Source organism: Nocardioides jiangxiensis, from assembly GCF_030580915.1.
In the GTDB taxonomy this organism is placed as follows: Bacteria; Actinomycetota; Actinomycetes; order Propionibacteriales; family Nocardioidaceae; genus Nocardioides; species Nocardioides jiangxiensis.
Map to the genome: position 1 here is coordinate 1,591,095 of NZ_JAUQTA010000001.1, position 16,604 is coordinate 1,607,698.

The following is a 16,604-nucleotide window of genomic DNA, read 5'->3' on the forward strand; positions in this document are numbered from 1 at the left end:
CACTGCGCTGAGGAATGACAGGTTCGATGGCGGCCTCCCCATCACTCCACCCTCATGGCAGGATGCTCAGTCCAGACTTGTCGTTCCCCTGCACGGAGGCAGAAGAGAAGTGAAGTTCCGCATCGAGCGCGACGCCCTCGCCGACGCTGTTGCCTGGGCCGCGCGTTCCCTGCCTGTGCGTCCGAGCGTCCCCGTCCTCGCAGGTCTCCTCATCGAGGCGGGCCAGGAGGGTCTGGTCCTGTCGACCTTCGACTACGAGACGTCCGCTCGCGCGACGCTCGCCGCAGAGGTCGCCGACGAAGGCACGGCCCTCGTGTCCGGTCGACTGCTCGCCGACATCTGCCGCAACCTTCCCGCGAAGCCGGTCGACGTCGTCCTCGACGGCGCCCGGGTCACGCTGACCTGCGGCTCTGCCCGCTTCTCACTGCAGACCATGCCCGTCGACGACTACCCCTCGCTGCCCGACATGCCGGCTGCCACCGGCTCCGTGTCGTCCGACGCGTTCGCCCAGGCGGTCAGCCAGGCGGTCACCGCTGCCGGGCGTGACGACATGCTCCCGGTCCTCACCGGCGTCCGCATCGAGATCGAGGGTGAGTCGGTCAACCTGCTGGCCACCGACCGCTTCCGCCTCTCGCACCGCGAGCTCGAGTGGAACCCCAACACGCCCGACGAGTCCGTGGCCGCCCTTGTGCCGGCCAAGGTGCTCGCCGACACTGCGAAGTCGCTCACCGCCGGCAGCGAGATCACCATCGCGCTCTCGGCCTCCGGCACGGGTGACGGGATCATCGGCTTCGAGGGCCAGGTCGCCGGCGGTGTCCGGCGTACGACGACGCGCCTGCTCGACGGAGAGTTCCCCAAGGTCCGGAGCCTCTTCCCCAACGAGCACCAGACCGTCGCCGTGGTGGACAAGGCGCAGCTGATCGAGTCGGTCAAGCGCGTCGCCCTCGTGGCCGAGCGCAACACCGCCGTCCAGATGGCCTTCTCCGACGGCGTGCTCACGCTCGAGGCCGGCTCCGGCGAGGAGGCCCAGGCCTCCGAGGCGCTGGCCGCCGAGATCACCGGCGACGACATCACCACGGGCTTCAACCCGACGTTCCTCCTCGACGGCCTCTCGGCGATCGAGGAGCCGGTCGTCGAGCTCGCCTTCACGCAGGCGAGCAAGCCGGTCGTCATCAGCGGCAAGTCGGAGGGCCCGGCCGGGTTCCGCTACCTGCTGATGCCGCGGCGCCTGCTTTCCTGACGGAGCGGATCCGGCGCGACCCGCCGGGTACCTCCCTGCCCACAACGGCTCAACCAACGCACCCGGAGGAACCAGCCATGCAGATCGGACTCGTCGGCCTCGGCAAGATGGGCGGCAACATGCGCGAGCGCCTGCGCCGCGCGGGCCACACCGTCGTCGGCTACGACCGCAACCCGGACATCGCCGACGTCGGCTCCCTGCAGGAGCTGGTCGACGCGCTCCCGTCCCCGAAGGTCGTCTGGGTCATGGTCCCGGCCGGTGACCCGACGCACCAGACCGTCGTCGAGCTCACCGAGCTCCTCGGCGAGGGAGACCTCGTGGTCGATGGCGGCAACTCGCGCTGGACCTCGGACATCGAGCACGCTGCTCTCCTCGCGAAGAAGGGCATCGGCTTCGTCGACTGCGGCGTCTCCGGTGGCGTCTGGGGCCTCGAGAACGGCTACGCCCTGATGTTCGGCGGCTCGTCCGACGACATCGCGAAGGTGCAGCCCGCGTTCGACGCGTTGAAGCCCGAGGGCGAGTTCGGAGCTGTGCACGCGGGCAAGGTCGGCGCGGGTCATTTCTCGAAGATGGTCCACAACGGCATCGAGTACGCCCTCATGCAGTCCTACGCCGAGGGCTGGGAGCTGCTCGAGAAGGTCGACCTCGTCGACAACGTGACCGAGGTCTTCCGCTCCTGGCGCGAGGGCACCGTGATCCGCTCGTGGCTCCTGGACCTGCTGGTCCAGGCGCTGGACGACGAGCCGGGCCTGGAGAGCATCGCCGGCTACGCCGAGGACTCGGGTGAGGGTCGCTGGACCGTCGAGGCGGCCATCGACAACGCGGTGCCGGTTCCCGCGATCGCGGCGTCGCTCTTCGCGCGTTTCGTCTCGCGGCAGGACGACAGCCCCGCGATGAAGGCGATCGCGGCGATGCGCAACCAGTTCGGCGGTCACGCGATGAAGACCGAGGCTCCCGCCGGCGGTGACGTCGAGGGCAAGCAGGGCGCACCCGAGGTCTCCGACACCGCAGCACAGGCCGGCGCCGGGTCGCCCGGTCGCGTCTCCGGCGAGAGCTGAGTGCACGTCGCCCACCTGACCCTGCACGACTTCCGGTCGTACGCCGACCTGGACGTCGCGCTGGAACCGGGTCCGGTGGCCTTCATCGGCCGCAACGGACAGGGCAAGACCAACCTCGTCGAGGCCATCGACTATCTCTCGCGCCTGTCCTCGCACAGGGTGGCGAGCGATGCTCCACTGGTCCGGGCCGGTGCGGGGCAGGCGATCATCCGTGCTGCCGTCGTCCGGGACGGCCGCAGCGCCACCCTCGAGGTCGAGATCAACCCGGGCAAGTCCAACCGGGCGCGGATCAACCGCGCACAGCTGCCGCGGGCCCGTGAGCTGGTCGGCATCGTGCGCACCGTCGTCTTCGCCCCCGATGACCTGACGCTGGTGAAGGGTGACCCCGGGGACCGCCGCAAGTTCCTCGACGACCTCCTCGTGCTGCGTACGCCCCGGATTGCCGGGGTCCGCTCGGACTACGACCGTGTCCTGCGCCAGCGCAACACCCTGCTGAAGACCGCTGGACTCGCCCGCGGCTCGGCCCGCGAGGGTGCGATCGCCACGCTGTCGGTCTGGGACGAGCACCTCGCCCGTGTCGGGGCCGAGCTGCTCGCGGCCCGGCTGCGCCTGGTCGCGGACCTCGCGCCGTACGTCGGGAAGGCCTACGCCACCGTGGCGCGGGGCGCGGGTCGAGACGACGCCGCGATCGAGTACCGGGCCTCGCTCCCCTCGGTGGCCGAGGACGGCACGTCCGACGGGGACCCGGTGATGGAGGCGGCCTGGCTCCAGGCCCGTCTCCTCGACGAGGTCGAACGCCGCCGCAAGGACGAGCTGGACCGCGGTGTCTCCCTGGTCGGTCCCCATCGCGACGAGCTGTTGCTCACGCTCGGCAACGGGGAGCTGCGGCTCCCGGTCAAGGGGTACGCCAGCCACGGCGAGTCCTGGTCGTTCGCGCTGGCGCTCAAGCTCGCCTCCTACGACCTGTTGCGTGCGGAGGGCGACGACCCGATCCTGATCCTCGACGACGTGTTTGCCGAGCTCGACGCCGGACGGCGCGAGCAGCTGGCGGACCTGGTGGCAGGTGCTGAGCAGGTGCTGATCACCGCGGCGGTCGCCGAGGACGTCCCCGTGGCGTTGGCCGGAGCCCGCTACGCGGTGGGCGAGGGAGTGGTGACGCGTGAGTCGTGAGGACGAGCCCGGCGTCGACGCGGTCGACGCCGGGTCGGCCGAGGTCGAGCCGAGCTCGGCCGGTGAGGTGGAGCACGACGCCACCGGACTCGACCTGGCCCGGACCATCGCCCGCTCCATGGCCGGTGCGGCGAAGAACGCCCCGCGCGCGAAGCGCCGTTCGTCCGGTGCAGCCGCCGAGAAGGCGCGACGGACCGAGGGTCCCCGTGTCTCCGGTGCCCACCCCGACGAGCGAGACCCGCAGCTCCTCGACTCCACGCTCGGACGGCTCGTCGCCGACCATGGCTGGAGCCTCGACCTCAAGGTCCACGCGGTCTTCGCCCGGTGGGCCGAGATCGTCGGCGCGGAGGTCGCGCAGCACTGCCAGCCGACGTCGTTCGCCGACGGGCGGCTCATCGTCCGGGCCGGGTCGACCGCCTGGGCGACCCAGCTCAGGCTCCTCGCGCCCACGCTGGTGCGCCGCCTCAACGAGGAGATCGGCCACGGATCGGTGACCGTCATCGACATCGAGGGACCGACGGCGCCGAGCTGGAAGAAGGGTCGGATCAGCGCCCGCGACGGCCGCGGTCCCCGCGACACCTACGGCTGACCCGCGCCGCTCCCCAGCGGCGCCCGAATGCGGCCTGAAACGACCCGCCGCCCATAGGGGGACCCAGACAACCCCTGTTCGGGCCTCCCCGGGGCCCTGGAAGGCCTCTTTCGGGCCGATTTCTGCACAGATCTCCTCCGTTTCCGGAGCGGGAACCTCGCTACGCGTGCGTGCGCGGGTACCATGGGTGATCAAGGTCGCAACGCTCGCGTCGTGCGGCCTTCTGCATGTCTCGCCAGTTACGAAGAGGTTCCCGGGTGTCGGAGCAGGACCAGGTCAACAACGAGTACGACGCTTCGGCGATCCAGGTCCTCGAGGGCCTCGAAGCCGTCCGCAAGCGCCCCGGCATGTACATCGGCTCCACCGGTGTGCGCGGCCTGCACCACCTGATCTGGGAGATCGTGGACAACGCGGTCGACGAGGCCCTGGCCGGCCACTGCGACGAGATCCTCGTGAAGCTCAACGAGGACGGCTCCGTCAGCGTCGTCGACAACGGTCGCGGCATCCCGACCGACACCGCTCCCGGCCAGGAGCTCCCGGCCGCGACCCTCGCCCTCACCGTGCTGCACGCCGGAGGCAAGTTCGGCGGCGGCGGCTACAAGGTCTCCGGTGGTCTCCACGGTGTCGGCTCCTCGGTCGTCAACGCCCTCTCCACCACGCTCAAGCTCGAGATCAAGAACCGCGGCTACCTCTGGGAGCAGGAGTTCGACCTCGGCATCCCGCGCTACGCACTGCGCCAGGTCCGCCCCTTGGAGGAGGGCGAGCGCACGGGCACGACGGTGACCTGGTTCGCCTCCCCCGAGATCTTCGAGACCACGGTCTACAACCTCGAGACGATCACCACGCGCTTCCGCGAGATGGCCTTCCTCAACAAGGGCCTGCGGATCGTGCTGCGCGACGAGCGTCCGGAGGCTGCCGAGATCGCCGACGCGGTCGAGGACGACACGATCGCCAACGACGTCGACGCCGCGCACGACGACCAGCCGCACCGCGAGGGCGAGGCGCTGGAGATCGTCTTCCAGTACGACCGGGGCCTGGCCGACTACGTCGACCACCTCAACAAGCGCAAGACGATCCTCTCCCCCGTCATCTCCTTCGAGGCGGAGACCGGCGACGACGCCCCCAACCCGATGAGCCTCGAGATCGCCATGCAGTGGCAGGCGTCGTCGTACAACGAGTCGGTCCACACCTTCGCCAACACGATCAACACCCCGGAGGGCGGCACCCACGAGGAGGGCTTCCGTACGGCGCTCACCTCGCTGATGAACAAGTGGGGCGAGACCTGGGGCCTGATCAAGAAGAAGGAGGACCGCCTCACGGGCGACGACATCCGTGAGGGCCTCACCGCGATCATCAGCCTGAAGATCTCCAACCCGCAGTTCGAGGGCCAGACGAAGGCGAAGCTCGGCAACACCGAGGCCAAGGGCTTCACGCAGGGTGTCGTCAACGAGCAGCTCGGCGACTGGCTGGAGCAGCACCCCACCGAGGGCAAGGACATCATCCGCAAGGCGCAGGCGGCGGCGACCGCGCGCATCGCCGCCCGCAAGGCGCGCGACCTGGCCCGCAACCGCAAGGGCCTGCTCGGCGGCGGCGGCCTCCCCGGCAAGCTGGCTGACTGCCAGTCCAACAACCCGGAGGAGTGCGAGGTCTTCGTCGTCGAGGGCGACTCCGCCGGTGGTTCGGCCAAGTCCGGCCGCGACCCGCGGATCCAGGCGATCCTCCCGATCCGCGGCAAGATCCTCAACGTCGAGAAGGCGCGCATCGACAAGGTCCTGGGCAACCAGGAGGTCCAGGCGATCATCTCCGCCCTCGGCACGGGCGTGCACGAGGAGTTCGACATCGCCAAGCTGCGCTACCACAAGGTCGTGCTGATGGCCGATGCCGATGTCGACGGCCACCACATCAACACCCTGCTGCTGACGCTGCTCTTCCGTTTCATGAAGCCGCTGATCGAGCACGGCCACGTCTACCTGGCGCAGCCGCCGCTCTACCGGATCAAGTGGAACAAGCCCCACGACCACGAGTTCGTCTACTCCGACGCCGAGCGCGATGCGGTGGTGGCCGACGGCCTGGCGCAGGGCAAGAAGCTCCCCAAGGACGGCTCGATCCAGCGCTACAAGGGTCTGGGTGAGATGAACGCCGACGAGCTGTGGGAGACCACGCTCGACCCCGACCACCGCGTGCTGCTGCAGGTGACGCTCGACGACGCCGCCCACGCCGACGAGATCTTCTCGATCCTCATGGGCGAGGACGTCGAGCAGCGTCGTTCCTTCATCCAGCGCAATGCCAAGGACGTCCGGTTCCTCGACATCTGATTCACGGATATCACGGAATCTAAGACGAGCACTAGACACGGTAAGAGAGACGAATCGTGACGGAAACCCCCACGGGCGGCGCCCGCATCGAGCCCATCGAGCTGCAGACCTCGATGCAGCGCTCGTACATCGACTACGCGATGGCGGTCATCGTCGGCCGCGCGCTCCCGGACGTCCGCGACGGCCTCAAGCCGGTGCACCGCCGCGTCCTCTACGCGATGTACGACGGTGGCTACCGCCCCGACCGCGCGTTCAACAAGTGCGCGCGCGTCGTCGGTGACGTCATGGGTAACTACCACCCGCACGGCGACTCGGCGATCTACGACACCCTGGTCCGCCTCACCCAGCCGTGGGTCATGCGTGCCCCGCTCATCCACGGCCAGGGCAACTTCGGCTCCGCGGGCAACGACCCCGCCGCCGCCATGCGTTACACCGAGTGCCGCATGGCGCCGCTGGCCATGGAGATGGTGCGCGACATCGACGAGGACACCGTCGACATGGCGCCCAACTACGACGGCAAGACCGAGGAGCCGACGATCCTGCCGGCGCGGTTCCCGAACCTGCTGGTCAACGGCTCGGCCGGCATCGCGGTCGGCATGGCGACCAACATCCCGCCCCACAACCTCGGCGAGGTCGCGGACGCTGCGACCTGGGCCCTGCAGCACCCCGACGCCACGCGCGAGGAGCTGCAGGAGGCCGTCATCGAGCGGGTGAAGGGCCCTGACTTCCCCAACGGTGCGCTCATCGTCGGTCGCACCGGCATCGAGCAGGCCTACCGCACGGGCCGCGGCGGCATCACGCAGCGCGCCATCGTCGAGGTCGACGAGGACAACCGCGGCCGCACCTGCCTGGTCATCACCGAGCTGCCCTACATGGTCAACCCGGACAACCTCGCACTCAAGATCGCCGAGCTGGCCGACTCCGGCAAGATCCAGGGCATCTCCGAGGTCCGCGACGACACCTCCTCGCGCACCGGCCAGCGCCTCGTCGTCGTGCTGAAGCGCGACGCGGTCGCCCGGGTCGTGCTCAACAACCTCTTCAAGCACACCGAGCTGCAGACCAACTTCTCGGCCAACATGCTGGCGCTCGTCGATGGCGTGCCGCGCACGCTGACCGTCGACCAGTTCATCAGCAACTGGGTCACCCACCAGATCGAGGTCATCCAGCGTCGGACCCGCTTCCGCCTGGCGAAGGCCGAGAAGGACGCGCACATCTACCGAGGCCTGGTGAAGGCGCTCGACATGCTCGACGAGGTCATCGCGCTGATCCGTCGCTCGCCCGACGTCAACGAGGCCCGCACCGGCCTCATGGCGCTCCTCGACATCGACGAGATCCAGGCCAACGCCATCCTCGAGATGCAGCTGCGTCGCCTCGCGGCCCTCGAGCGCCAGAAGATCATCGACGAGCTCGCCCGCCTCGAGGCGATCATCGCCGACCTCAAGGACATCCTCGCCAACGAGTCGCGCCAGCGGCAGATCATCGTCGACGAGCTCGCCGAGATCGTCGCGAAGTACGGCGACGACCGCCGCACGCAGATCGTCGCGGCCGAGGGCGACATGTCCATGGAGGACCTGATCCCCGACGAGGAGCTCGTCGTCTCGATCACCCGCGGCGGCTACGCCAAGCGCACGCTGGCGTCGGCGTACCGGCTGCAGAAGCGCGGCGGCAAGGGCGTCCGGGGCGCCTCGCTCAAGGGCGACGACGTGGTGGAGCACTTCATCTCCACGACCAACCACCACTGGCTGCTCTTCTTCACCACCGCTGGCCGGGTCTACCGGACGAAGGCCTACAACCTGCCGGAGGCGTCACGCGACGCGAAGGGTGGCCACGTCGCCGGCCTGTTGAGCTTCCAGCCCGACGAGTCGATCGCGCAGGTGCTCGCGATCCGCGACTACGAGCAGGCGCCCTACCTCGTGCTCGCCACGAAGCACGGCCTGGTCAAGAAGACCCGGCTCGGCGACTACAACTCCCCGCGCCAGGCGGGTGTCATCGCGATCAACTTCCGCGAGGAGGACGACGAGCTGATCGGTGCCGAGCTGGTCAACAGCGAGGACCACATCCTGCTCGTCTCCCGCAAGGCCCAGGCGATTCGCTTCCCGGCCAGCGACGACCAGCTGCGTCCGATGGGCCGCGCGACGTCGGGTGTCTCGGGCATGAAGTTCCGCGCGGACGACAGCCTGCTCTCGATGTCGGTGATCCGCGCCGAGCAGATCGCCGCTGAGGAGGCGGCGGAGGCCGGCGAGGAGACCAGTGAGGTCGTCGAGCAGTACGTCTTCACCATCACCGACGGCGGCTACGCCAAGCGCACCCGCATCTCGGACTACCGCGTGCAGTCGCGTGGTGGTCTCGGCATCAAGGCGATGCAGCTGAGCGACGAGAAGCGTGGCGGCCTGGTCGGCGCGTTCATCGTCGTCGAGGGCGACGAGGTCCTCTCGATCACCAACGGCGGACAGGTCGTCCGCTCCCCCATCGACGACAACTTCCCCGCCAAGGGCCGCTCGACCATGGGCGTGAAGTTCGTGACGCCGAAGAAGGGTGACGCGGTCGCCGTCGTCGCTCGCTCGGTCGAGGCCCGCGACGAGGAGGATGCAACAATCGACGCGTCCGACAGCCAGGACGAGGCCTCTGCCGAGCCCGGTGCGGAGTCCAGCGACGTGCAGGCCGTCCCGACCGACGAGAGTGAGCAGTGATGAGCGACGAGGCGCCGAAGCAGACGCTGGGTGAGCGGATCAACAGCGCGATCTCGGCCGCCACGGTCGAGCACCGCGCCAACGCGAACCCGGAGTCGAAGGAGCACGCCGACGCGGCCGCCGAGACCTCGGGTCGGCGCCCGCGCCGTGCGCGGCTGCGCCTGACCCGGATCGACCCGTGGTCGGTGATGAAGACGTCGTTCCTGCTGGCGGTCGCCTTCGGCATCGTCACGGTCGTGGCGGTGGCCGTCGTCTGGACCGTGCTCGGCATCGCCGGCGTCTGGGACTCGATCAACTCCACCGTGGGTGGCGTGATGGGTGGCAGCGGTGACGGCTTCGACGTCAACAACTACCTCGGCACCACCCGTGTCCTCGGCTTCACGATGCTCGTCTCCGTGGTCGACACGGTGCTGATCACCGCGGTGGCGACCCTGACGGCGTTCCTCTACAACATGGCCGCGGCACTGCTCGGCGGCATCGAGGTCACCCTCGCCGAGGACGAGCGCTGACGGTCGCGGACGCTCGCTGCTGGACCCCGTTTTGGTGCAGGGGCGGAGCCTCCGGTAACGTTCCGCCACGGTTCACACCACGGCCGCATGCGGCTGTCGCGCCTATAGCTCAGACGGTTAGAGCACCACACTGATAATGTGGGGGTCGGAGGTTCAAGTCCTCCTAGGCGCACCACACACTCACCGCCCGCAGTCCTCCCGGACGCGGGCGGTGCGCTTTTCCGGCTCGTACGCCGGGGCGTTTTCCGGGAGGGTGGGCGGGGTTGGTAGCCTCTCGCCTCATGAAGAAGATCGTTCTCGTCGCCCTGGCCGCTGCCGCCGCCGTCTTCGCGAAGAAGAAGCTCGACGCGTCCCGTGAGGAGCAGGCCCTGTGGGCCCAGGCGACCGACCCGGTCACGCCTGCCTGACCTTCTTCCCTGCGCGTCCCACGCGCAGCGGGGCCTTGGCGCAATTGGTAGCGCACCTGCTTTGCAAGCAGGGGGTTAGGGGTTCGAGTCCCCTAGGCTCCACGCCCGGATGGGGCCCCTCCGCACGCCGGAGGGGCCCCATCGGCATCTCCGCCCGCTGTCGAGCGGCGGAGCGCTTACCCTCGACCGGTGCGGATTCTTCTCGGGGCGGCATTGGCGGCCGTGGTCCTCAGCGGGTGTGGTGCTCCCGCCGAGCCGGCTTCCGCGCCGGCGCTGCCCAGCACGATCCCGTCCGGGCTGGCGATGCCGCGTCATCCGACCGGTGAGGCCTGGCGCGGGCTCGCCCTCGTGCCGGCGGACGCAGACGTCGTGACGCTCACCGACTACGACACGATCCGGGCCCGCTTCGGAGTGCCGGAGATGACGGCCGACGAGCCGGTGGCGGACCGGACAGCGTTCTGGGACCGGGTGCGATCGGACGCCGTCGTGCTGACCCAGGGAATCCTCGCCTCGAAGGACGCGCGATTCTGGCTCGACCACGGGTTCACCCGGGACGACGTGGACTGGGAGCTGCGGTTCAGCGGCCCGTCCGGCTCGGGGTACGTCGTCGCGTTCCGGCCCGACCTGGACATGGCAGCGGTGACGCGCGCGCTCGGGAAGAAGCCACTGTCAGGCGCGCGCGTGATGTCAGAGGAGCACCTGCTGGTCAAGGGGGTGGCGTCGGAAGGTGAGCGCGTCTGGGCCTCGGACCCCGCCTTGCCCGCTCTCGTCGACGGCGGAGCGGAGTCGGCCTACCTGCGGCGGGGGTGTGTTCCGGTGCGGACCGCGCTGGGGGACGGCGCGACGGCGTCCGACCGGGGAAGGCTGGTCGGCGAGCTGGATCCGCGCAACCTCGGTGACCTGCCGGCGTTCTCGGTCTCCTTCGCCGACGGCCTGGCGACCGCGCGGCTCGGAACGGGGCGAGACGACCTGGTCGAGCGCGCGGCGATCACGCGCGCGTGGCCAGTGACCAGCGGTGCTGCCGGCTTCACCGACGGGTTCGCGTCCGACGTGCTCGACGACCCGTCGACGGGCCGCATCGGGCTCCGCCCGAAGAAGCCGAACGCCGCCGCGGCGGTGACCCTCGACGACCTCCTGCCGTTCGCCGTCTGCAACCGGACCGACTCGCTCCGGGAGCCGACCGGCTGAGTCAGCCCGTAGCCGCGGCGATCACCTGGGTGAGGCGCTCGTGCAGGTCACGCTCCTGCGCGCGGCGCTCGTGCCCTCACGCGAGGTGCTGGAACTCGGTCTCGTCGTGCGCCGAGAAGATGGTCACCTCAGGGTGGCCGGCGCGCAGCTCGCGCAGGCGCTCCTGGTTGGTGCGCCGCTCCTTCTCGTACACCGCCATCAGCTTCTGGAAGCCCACCAGCCCGTAGTTGTGCGCCGGGGGCCGCTCGAGCTCGCCGTGCCAGAAGTAGCTGTCGCCGGCGTGGAGGAGCCAGCCGCCCTCCGGCGTACGGACAGCGACGCCGGAGTGCCCACGGGTGTGGCCGCGCAGCGGGATCAGGACGACGTCGTCGCCCAGGGCGCGCACGCCGGTGAAGCCGAACCAGTCCTCGCCGCCTGCGCCGTGCAGCTGCCACTGCGGACCGTGTGCCCACTGCGCGGGGATGTAGCGGCGCTTCTCCAGGAGCGACGCGGGCTCCATCGCAGCCCGGTGCTCCTCGGCAGACACGTGGACCCGCGCCTGCGGGAAGTCGCCGATGCCGCCGGCGTGGTCGACGTCCATGTGGGTGAGCACGATGTCGGTGACGTCCGCGACGTCGAAACCGAGGTCGACGACCTGTGCCCGCGCGGTCTGCTCAGGCGCCAGGTCCGGGCGGATGAGCGTGAGGAAGGGCCGGCCCAGGCGCTTGCTGTCGGCGAGGTCCGCGGTGCCGAAGCCGCTGTCGACGAGGACCAGGCCCTCCGGGCGCTCGACCAGCAGGCAGTGAGCGACCATGCGCCGCGGCATGAGCCGGCCGCCCGGGGCACCGAAGGGGTGCATCGTTCCGCAGTCGAGGTGGTGGATCCGCGTCGTCATGCCCTGATCGTAGGCTGGCCGCGTGCCACCTGCCCCTGAACGACGGCCCCACCCGCTGTCGCCTCGCTACTGGGGCATCCACCTCGTCGCGGTGGTGCTCCTCGCTGCTGCCGTGATGCTCGGTGTGTGGCAGCTCGACGCGTGGAAGGCCAAGCGAGAAGCGGCCGTCCGCGACCTGACGACGGTCGCGGCGAAGCCCCTGGAGAAGGTCATCGGGCCTGACGATCCGTTCCCGGGGCAGTACGTCGGCCAGCCGGTCTCCTTCACCGGGGAATGGTTGCCGAGGTCCACGTTCCTGGTGAGCGGCCGCGAGCGAGGCGACGTCGAGGGCTACTGGGTCGTCACCCCCGTGACGGTGGACGGCACGAGGTCCGCGATGCCGGTCGTGCGTGGCTGGACCGCCTCACCGTCCTCCGTTCCCGCTGCGCCGTCGGGGACGGTGATGCTGGAGGGCTGGCTGCAGCCGGCCGAGGGCACCGGTGAGGTCGACACCGACACCACCGACGCCGTGCTGCCGCAGCTCCGGATCGCCGACGCCCTCCACTTCGTCGACGAGGACCTGTACGGCGCGTACGTCATCGCTGCGGCCACGGACCACGGGCTCGAGCGCGCCGACCTCGACCAGCTCCCTCCCGCCCCGCGCTTCTCGGCGATCCGCAACCTCTTCTACGCCGTCGAGTGGTGGTTCTTCGGCGGGTTCGTCGTCTTCATGTGGTGGCGCTGGCTCCAGGACGAGGTGCTGGCCGACCCGGACGGTGATGCCGACCCCGAAGGTGACGAGGACGACGTACCGGCCTGAGGTGGGCGCAGGTACCGTGGCGGCCGTGAAGCTCTTCCCCGTCTACAAGGTCCTCGCGTACGTCGTCGGCACGCTGCTGCTGGCGCTCACGATCGGGATGGTCTGCAAGTACCTCTTCCCGGAGGGCGGCACGATCCAGTCCTTCGGAGAGACGTTCACGCCGATCGTCGCCGTGGGCCACGGGTGGATCTACATGGCGTACGTCGTCGCGGCGCTGCTGCTCGCCATGCGTGCCGGCTGGAAGATGACCTTCCTCGGGCTCATGCTCCTCGCCGGCCTGGTGCCCGGCCTCATCTTCTGGGTCGAGCGCCGCGTCGAGACGAAGATCCGGACCGAGGCGCCCGCGCTCGTCGGCTGAGCCGTGGTCGAGATCAGCCTCAGCCGAGGTCGGTCTCGACCTCTTCGGTCGGCTCCGGCGGGGTGACCTGCCAGTCAGAGCCTCCGCCGAGCACGCGGCGTACCGCCATCACGAGCAGCGCTCCGATGCCGCCGACCACGACCAGCTTCCTGGTCAGCGCGCCCGCCGGGGCCTGACCGGCGTGCTTCTTCGGCACGGGGGCGCCCTTGGCCTTGGCGAGCTTGCGACCCTTCTTCATCAGCTTCGGGCCGCTGGTGGCCAGCTGCGTGAACGTCTTCTCGATCTGCGGGGCCCAGTCCTCGATGAGGTCGGCCAGGTCCTTGTCCGCGCGCTTCGCCATGCGGTGATCCTCCCGTACGCCGCGGGCTGTCGCCAGCCCCTTGTACGCTCAGGACGCATTGACTTCGACCCCGAGAGGCAGCCATGTCTGACCTGAAGGCCACCCTGCACACCACCAAGGGTGACATCACGATCAACCTCTTCCCCAACCACGCTCCCGCGACGGTGGAGAACTTCGTCGGCCTCGCCGAGGGCACCAAGGACTACACCGACGACGCCGGCCGCTCGGGCGAGAAGTTCTACGACGGTCTGATCTTCCACCGCGTCATCGACCAGTTCATGATCCAGGGCGGCTGCCCGCTCGGTCAGGGCATCGGTGGCCCCGGCTACAAGTTCAAGGACGAGTTCCACCCGGAGCTCTCCTTCAACAAGCCGTACCTCCTGGCCATGGCCAACGCCGGCCCGGGCACCAACGGCTCGCAGTTCTTCATCACCACCGTCGAGACCCCGTGGCTCACCAACCGCCACACGATCTTCGGTGAGGTCGCCGACGACGCGTCCAAGGCCGTCGTGGACGCCATCGGCACGACGCCGGTCGGCGCCATGGACCGCCCGATCGAGCCGGTCGTCATCAACTCCGTCGAGATCACCCGCTGATCCTGCGTTGGACGACTCCGTGACTCCCGCCCCGCAGTGCTACCGGCATGCGGGGCGGGAGACGCACATCTCCTGCCAGCGCTGCGGACGTCCGATCTGCCCGGACTGCATGCGCTCGGCTGCCGTGGGGTTCCAGTGCCCCGACTGCGTGAGGTCCGGCGCGCGTGAGACCCGCAGCGGCCGCACGGCGTACGGCGGGGCGCGGGTGGCCAACCCCGGCCTCACCTCCGGCGTCCTCATCGCGATCAACGCTGCGGTCTGGGCGCTGATCACCGCCACGGGCGGCGCGGCCAGCCGCTGGGTCGACTGGCTCGCCCTGCGCCCGGAGGGCATCTGCGCGCGCGGACAGTACGCCTGGCCCAGCGCGACCCGGGCTGACTGCGCGGACCTCGGCAGCTGGCTGCCAGGTGTCGCCGACGGGGCCTGGTGGCAGCTCGTGACGAGCATGTTCACGCACATCGACGTGACCCACATCGGCTTCAACATGCTCGCGCTCTGGGTGCTCGGGCCGCAGCTCGAGCTGGCGCTGGGTCGCGCGCGGTTCCTCGCTCTCTACCTGCTCTCGGGGCTCGGTGGCTCGCTGGCCGTCTACTGGCTCGCGCCGTCGTACACCCCGACTCTCGGTGCCTCGGGTGCCATCTTCGGCCTGATGGCCGCCCTGCTCGTCCTCGCCCTCAAGGTCGGCGGCGACGTGCGCAACATCCTGATGTGGATCGGGATCAACGCCGCGATCACCGTCGTCGGGCGCGGATCGATCTCCTGGCAGGGCCACCTCGGTGGCTTCCTCGGCGGCCTCGCCCTGATGGGCCTCCTCGCCTTCTCGCCCAAGGGTCCCCAGCGCGCCCGCTGGCAGTGGACGGGCGTCGTGGTCTACGCCGCCCTCGTCCTCGCCGGCTGCGTCCTGCGCACCGTCGCGCTCGCCTGAGCAGACCCGACGCCGAGACGGGGCCTGTGCCGCCAGCACGCGGCACGGGCCCCGTGTCACTGCGGCACAAGCCCCGTCTCGGCGCTTCACAGGCGACTTATTCACACTGTGGATAAACCCTGTGGATAACTTACACGCGTGTGATTCCGCAGGTCAGAAGCACAAATGCAGAACGCCCCGCTCACCGGGAGCGGGGCGTTCGCAGTACGGCGGGAGTCACTCCCACTTGGTGGCGTAGGTGAAGCCCACGGCCATGAAGCCGATGCCGACCATGAGGTTGTACTGCTGGAGGTCGGAGAGGAGCCAGACGGAGCCGTCCGCACCGGGAGCCTTGTTGGCGAAGACGTAGAACGTGCAGATCCAGACCAGACCGATCAGGAAGCAGCCGAGCATGCCGACGACCGGGCCGCGGCCACGACCGAGGGGCGTCTTGCGGTGGGCGGCGAAGACCAGACCGAGGAAGACCAGGCCGAAGCCGATGACCCAGTTCCAGTTGTCGAGCTTGCCGGTGCCCGGGATCAGGGCCTTCGGCGCGGTCTTGTCCTTGGCGGTCGGCGTCCAGTCGTAGCCCTGGTGGAGGTGGATCGTCCACAGGACGACCGCGGCGATGCCGGCCGCGATCAGGAGCAGGGACACGAGGAAGCGCACCGAGAAGATCGGTCCCTTGAGCGGGTCGATGCCCTGCGGAGCCGTAGCGGTGGCCTTGCTCTTCGACACGTGTCCTCCAGTGGTCGGGGGCCGCTGCGAACTTCACGCGGCCCCGGCTAGCGTAGTGGGCATGACCACGACGCACCGACAGCGCCGCACGTGGGCCGTCGTCACCCCCGTGGTCTTCCTCCTCGCGGGTGGCCTCTTCGCCGTGAGTGCGGCCAACAGCGAGGGCACCGACCTGCGCCCCGGGCGCACGACGGACCTCGCCGGGCTGGTCCAGGTCGAGAACCGTCACCTGCGCGACCTCCGCGCGGAGAGCCGGTCGCTGACGAAGCAGGTGGAGGCGCTCAGCGCGACCAAGGACGACCTCGGCTCGCACCGTGTGCGCGACGCCGTACGCCGGCTCAAGGGGCCGGCGGGACTGAAGAAGGTGACCGGCGAGGGGGTCACGGTGACGCTCTCCGACGCGCCGCGTGAGGTGCGGGACTCCAGCGACCAGGACATCAACACCCTCGTCGTCCACCAGCAGGACATCCAGGCGGTCGTCAACGCGATGTGGGCCGCGGGAGCAGAGGCCGTCACCATCGAGGGCCAGCGGGTCGTCACCACCACCGGCATCCAGTGCGCCGGCAGCACCGTCCAGGTCAACGGCCTCTACTTCCCGCAGCCCTACGAGATCACCGCGATCGGCGACGTCGACGCGATCGAGCAGCGGATCACCGACGACGGCTACCTGCAGGTCTACCGCGCACAGGCGGCCGAGCCCGACATCGCGATCGGCTGGGACATGCACTCCGGCTACGGCCTCGTCGCCCCGCCGTACACCGGACCGATCCGGGCGGAGTACGCCAAGCCCGTGAGCTGAGTCGCGAGACGGCGTTCACCGCCCGGCCCG

The 16,604-nt window shown here is 69.7% G+C and carries 17 protein-coding genes and 2 tRNA genes; 16 read left to right on the plus strand and 3 right to left on the minus strand.

All coding sequences use genetic code 11. The annotated features are described in order from the left end of the window. The first annotated feature begins 109 nt into the window (after nt 1-109). The 11 genes from dnaN to Q5722_RS07775 all read left to right on the plus strand — a co-directional run bounded on the left by dnaN (nt 110) and on the right by Q5722_RS07775 (nt 11,166). On the plus strand, nt 110-1,240 hold the full coding sequence (dnaN, locus tag Q5722_RS07725; protein WP_305027632.1) for a DNA polymerase III subunit beta: 1,131 nt from the start codon (nt 110-112) through the stop codon (nt 1,238-1,240). 77 nt (nt 1,241-1,317) lie between these two features. Beyond that, entirely contained in the window at nt 1,318-2,298 is a 981-nt protein-coding gene (gene gnd / locus Q5722_RS07730) for a phosphogluconate dehydrogenase (NAD(+)-dependent, decarboxylating) (protein WP_305027633.1), read from the plus strand. Then, a complete protein-coding gene (gene recF, locus Q5722_RS07735; RefSeq protein ID WP_305027634.1) occupies nt 2,299-3,468 on the plus strand; it encodes a DNA replication/repair protein RecF in 1,170 nt (389 codons plus the stop codon). Beyond that, complete coding sequence (locus tag Q5722_RS07740; protein WP_305027635.1) at nt 3,458-4,057, plus strand: DciA family protein; 600 nt, start codon at nt 3,458-3,460, stop codon at nt 4,055-4,057. The genes recF and Q5722_RS07740 overlap by 11 nt, the downstream gene beginning before the upstream one ends. Nucleotides 4,058-4,314: 257 nt before the next feature. Next, nucleotides 4,315-6,372 carry a DNA topoisomerase (ATP-hydrolyzing) subunit B gene (gene gyrB, locus Q5722_RS07745; RefSeq protein ID WP_305027636.1) on the plus strand — a complete coding sequence of 686 codons (2,058 nt, stop codon included), beginning with the start codon at nt 4,315-4,317 and terminating at the stop codon, nt 6,370-6,372. A 113-nt stretch (nt 6,373-6,485) separates the two neighbouring features. Further along, nucleotides 6,486-9,062, plus strand: a complete 2,577-nt coding sequence (gene gyrA, locus Q5722_RS07750; RefSeq protein WP_439652491.1) for a DNA gyrase subunit A — start codon at nt 6,486-6,488, stop codon at nt 9,060-9,062. Beyond that, nucleotides 9,062-9,571, plus strand: a complete 510-nt coding sequence (locus Q5722_RS07755; RefSeq protein WP_305027638.1) for a DUF3566 domain-containing protein — start codon at nt 9,062-9,064, stop codon at nt 9,569-9,571. Before gyrA ends, Q5722_RS07755 begins: the two co-directional genes overlap by 1 nt. 98 nt (nt 9,572-9,669) lie before the next feature. Further along, nucleotides 9,670-9,746, plus strand: a tRNA-Ile gene (locus Q5722_RS07760). Between the two features lie 106 nt (nt 9,747-9,852). Beyond that, a complete protein-coding gene (locus Q5722_RS07765; RefSeq protein WP_305027639.1) occupies nt 9,853-9,978 on the plus strand; it encodes a DLW-39 family protein in 126 nt (41 codons plus the stop codon). Between the two features lie 29 nt (nt 9,979-10,007). Continuing rightward, a tRNA-Ala gene (locus Q5722_RS07770) sits at nt 10,008-10,080 on the plus strand. An 87-nt stretch (nt 10,081-10,167) separates the two neighbouring features. Continuing rightward, nucleotides 10,168-11,166: a hypothetical protein gene (locus Q5722_RS07775; protein ID WP_305027640.1), complete on the plus strand. Its 999-nt coding sequence runs from the start codon at nt 10,168-10,170 to the stop codon at nt 11,164-11,166. 76 nt (nt 11,167-11,242) lie between these two features. On the opposite strand, the gene Q5722_RS07780 is transcribed toward Q5722_RS07775, so the two are convergent. Next, nucleotides 11,243-12,040 (minus strand): MBL fold metallo-hydrolase, encoded by a 798-nt coding sequence (locus Q5722_RS07780; protein WP_305027641.1) that lies wholly within the window; start codon nt 12,038-12,040, stop codon nt 11,243-11,245. A gap of 22 nt (nt 12,041-12,062) precedes the next feature. Between Q5722_RS07780 and Q5722_RS07785 the strand changes: the two genes are divergently transcribed. Both Q5722_RS07785 and Q5722_RS07790 read left to right on the plus strand, forming a co-directional pair. Then, nucleotides 12,063-12,839, plus strand: a complete 777-nt coding sequence (locus Q5722_RS07785; RefSeq protein ID WP_305027642.1) for an SURF1 family protein — start codon at nt 12,063-12,065, stop codon at nt 12,837-12,839. Nucleotides 12,840-12,864: 25 nt separating this feature from the next. After that, a complete protein-coding gene (locus Q5722_RS07790) occupies nt 12,865-13,197 on the plus strand; it encodes a DUF3817 domain-containing protein (RefSeq protein ID WP_305027643.1) in 333 nt (110 codons plus the stop codon). Nucleotides 13,198-13,216: 19 nt separating this feature from the next. Here Q5722_RS07790 and Q5722_RS07795 read toward each other — a convergent pair whose 3' ends face one another. After that, nucleotides 13,217-13,537 (minus strand): hypothetical protein, encoded by a 321-nt coding sequence (locus Q5722_RS07795; protein ID WP_305027644.1) that lies wholly within the window; start codon nt 13,535-13,537, stop codon nt 13,217-13,219. Nucleotides 13,538-13,620: 83 nt separating this feature from the next. Here Q5722_RS07795 and Q5722_RS07800 point away from each other — a divergent pair, with 83 nt between their 5' ends. Next, a complete protein-coding gene (locus tag Q5722_RS07800) occupies nt 13,621-14,133 on the plus strand; it encodes a peptidylprolyl isomerase (RefSeq protein WP_305027645.1) in 513 nt (170 codons plus the stop codon). A 19-nt stretch (nt 14,134-14,152) separates the two neighbouring features. After that, nucleotides 14,153-15,058 carry a rhomboid family intramembrane serine protease gene (locus tag Q5722_RS07805; RefSeq protein ID WP_305027646.1) on the plus strand — a complete coding sequence of 302 codons (906 nt, stop codon included), beginning with the start codon at nt 14,153-14,155 and terminating at the stop codon, nt 15,056-15,058. Between the two features lie 216 nt (nt 15,059-15,274). Here the strand turns inward: Q5722_RS07805 and Q5722_RS07810 are convergent, their stop codons facing one another. Beyond that, nucleotides 15,275-15,775, minus strand: coding sequence for a cell division protein CrgA (locus Q5722_RS07810; protein ID WP_305027647.1), 501 nt, complete (start codon nt 15,773-15,775; stop codon nt 15,275-15,277). Nucleotides 15,776-15,836: 61 nt separating this feature from the next. Here Q5722_RS07810 and Q5722_RS07815 point away from each other — a divergent pair, with 61 nt between their 5' ends. Next, nucleotides 15,837-16,574, plus strand: a complete 738-nt coding sequence (locus tag Q5722_RS07815; RefSeq protein ID WP_305027648.1) for a DUF881 domain-containing protein — start codon at nt 15,837-15,839, stop codon at nt 16,572-16,574. The last annotated feature ends 30 nt before the right edge of the window (nt 16,575-16,604 follow it).

Coding starts and splice junctions, on each gene's coding strand:
- Q5722_RS07780 (WP_305027641.1), bottom strand. CDS start 12,040: ATGACGACGCGGATCCACCACCTCGACTGCGGAACGATGCACCCCTTC.
- Q5722_RS07815 (WP_305027648.1), top strand. CDS start 15,837: ATGACCACGACGCACCGACAGCGCCGCACGTGGGCCGTCGTCACCCCC.
- Q5722_RS07765 (WP_305027639.1), top strand. CDS start 9,853: ATGAAGAAGATCGTTCTCGTCGCCCTGGCCGCTGCCGCCGCCGTCTTC.
- Q5722_RS07800 (WP_305027645.1), top strand. CDS start 13,621: ATGTCTGACCTGAAGGCCACCCTGCACACCACCAAGGGTGACATCACG.
- Q5722_RS07795 (WP_305027644.1), bottom strand. CDS start 13,537: ATGGCGAAGCGCGCGGACAAGGACCTGGCCGACCTCATCGAGGACTGG.
- gyrA (WP_439652491.1), top strand. CDS start 6,486: ATGCAGCGCTCGTACATCGACTACGCGATGGCGGTCATCGTCGGCCGC.
- gnd (WP_305027633.1), top strand. CDS start 1,318: ATGCAGATCGGACTCGTCGGCCTCGGCAAGATGGGCGGCAACATGCGC.
- Q5722_RS07755 (WP_305027638.1), top strand. CDS start 9,062: ATGAGCGACGAGGCGCCGAAGCAGACGCTGGGTGAGCGGATCAACAGC.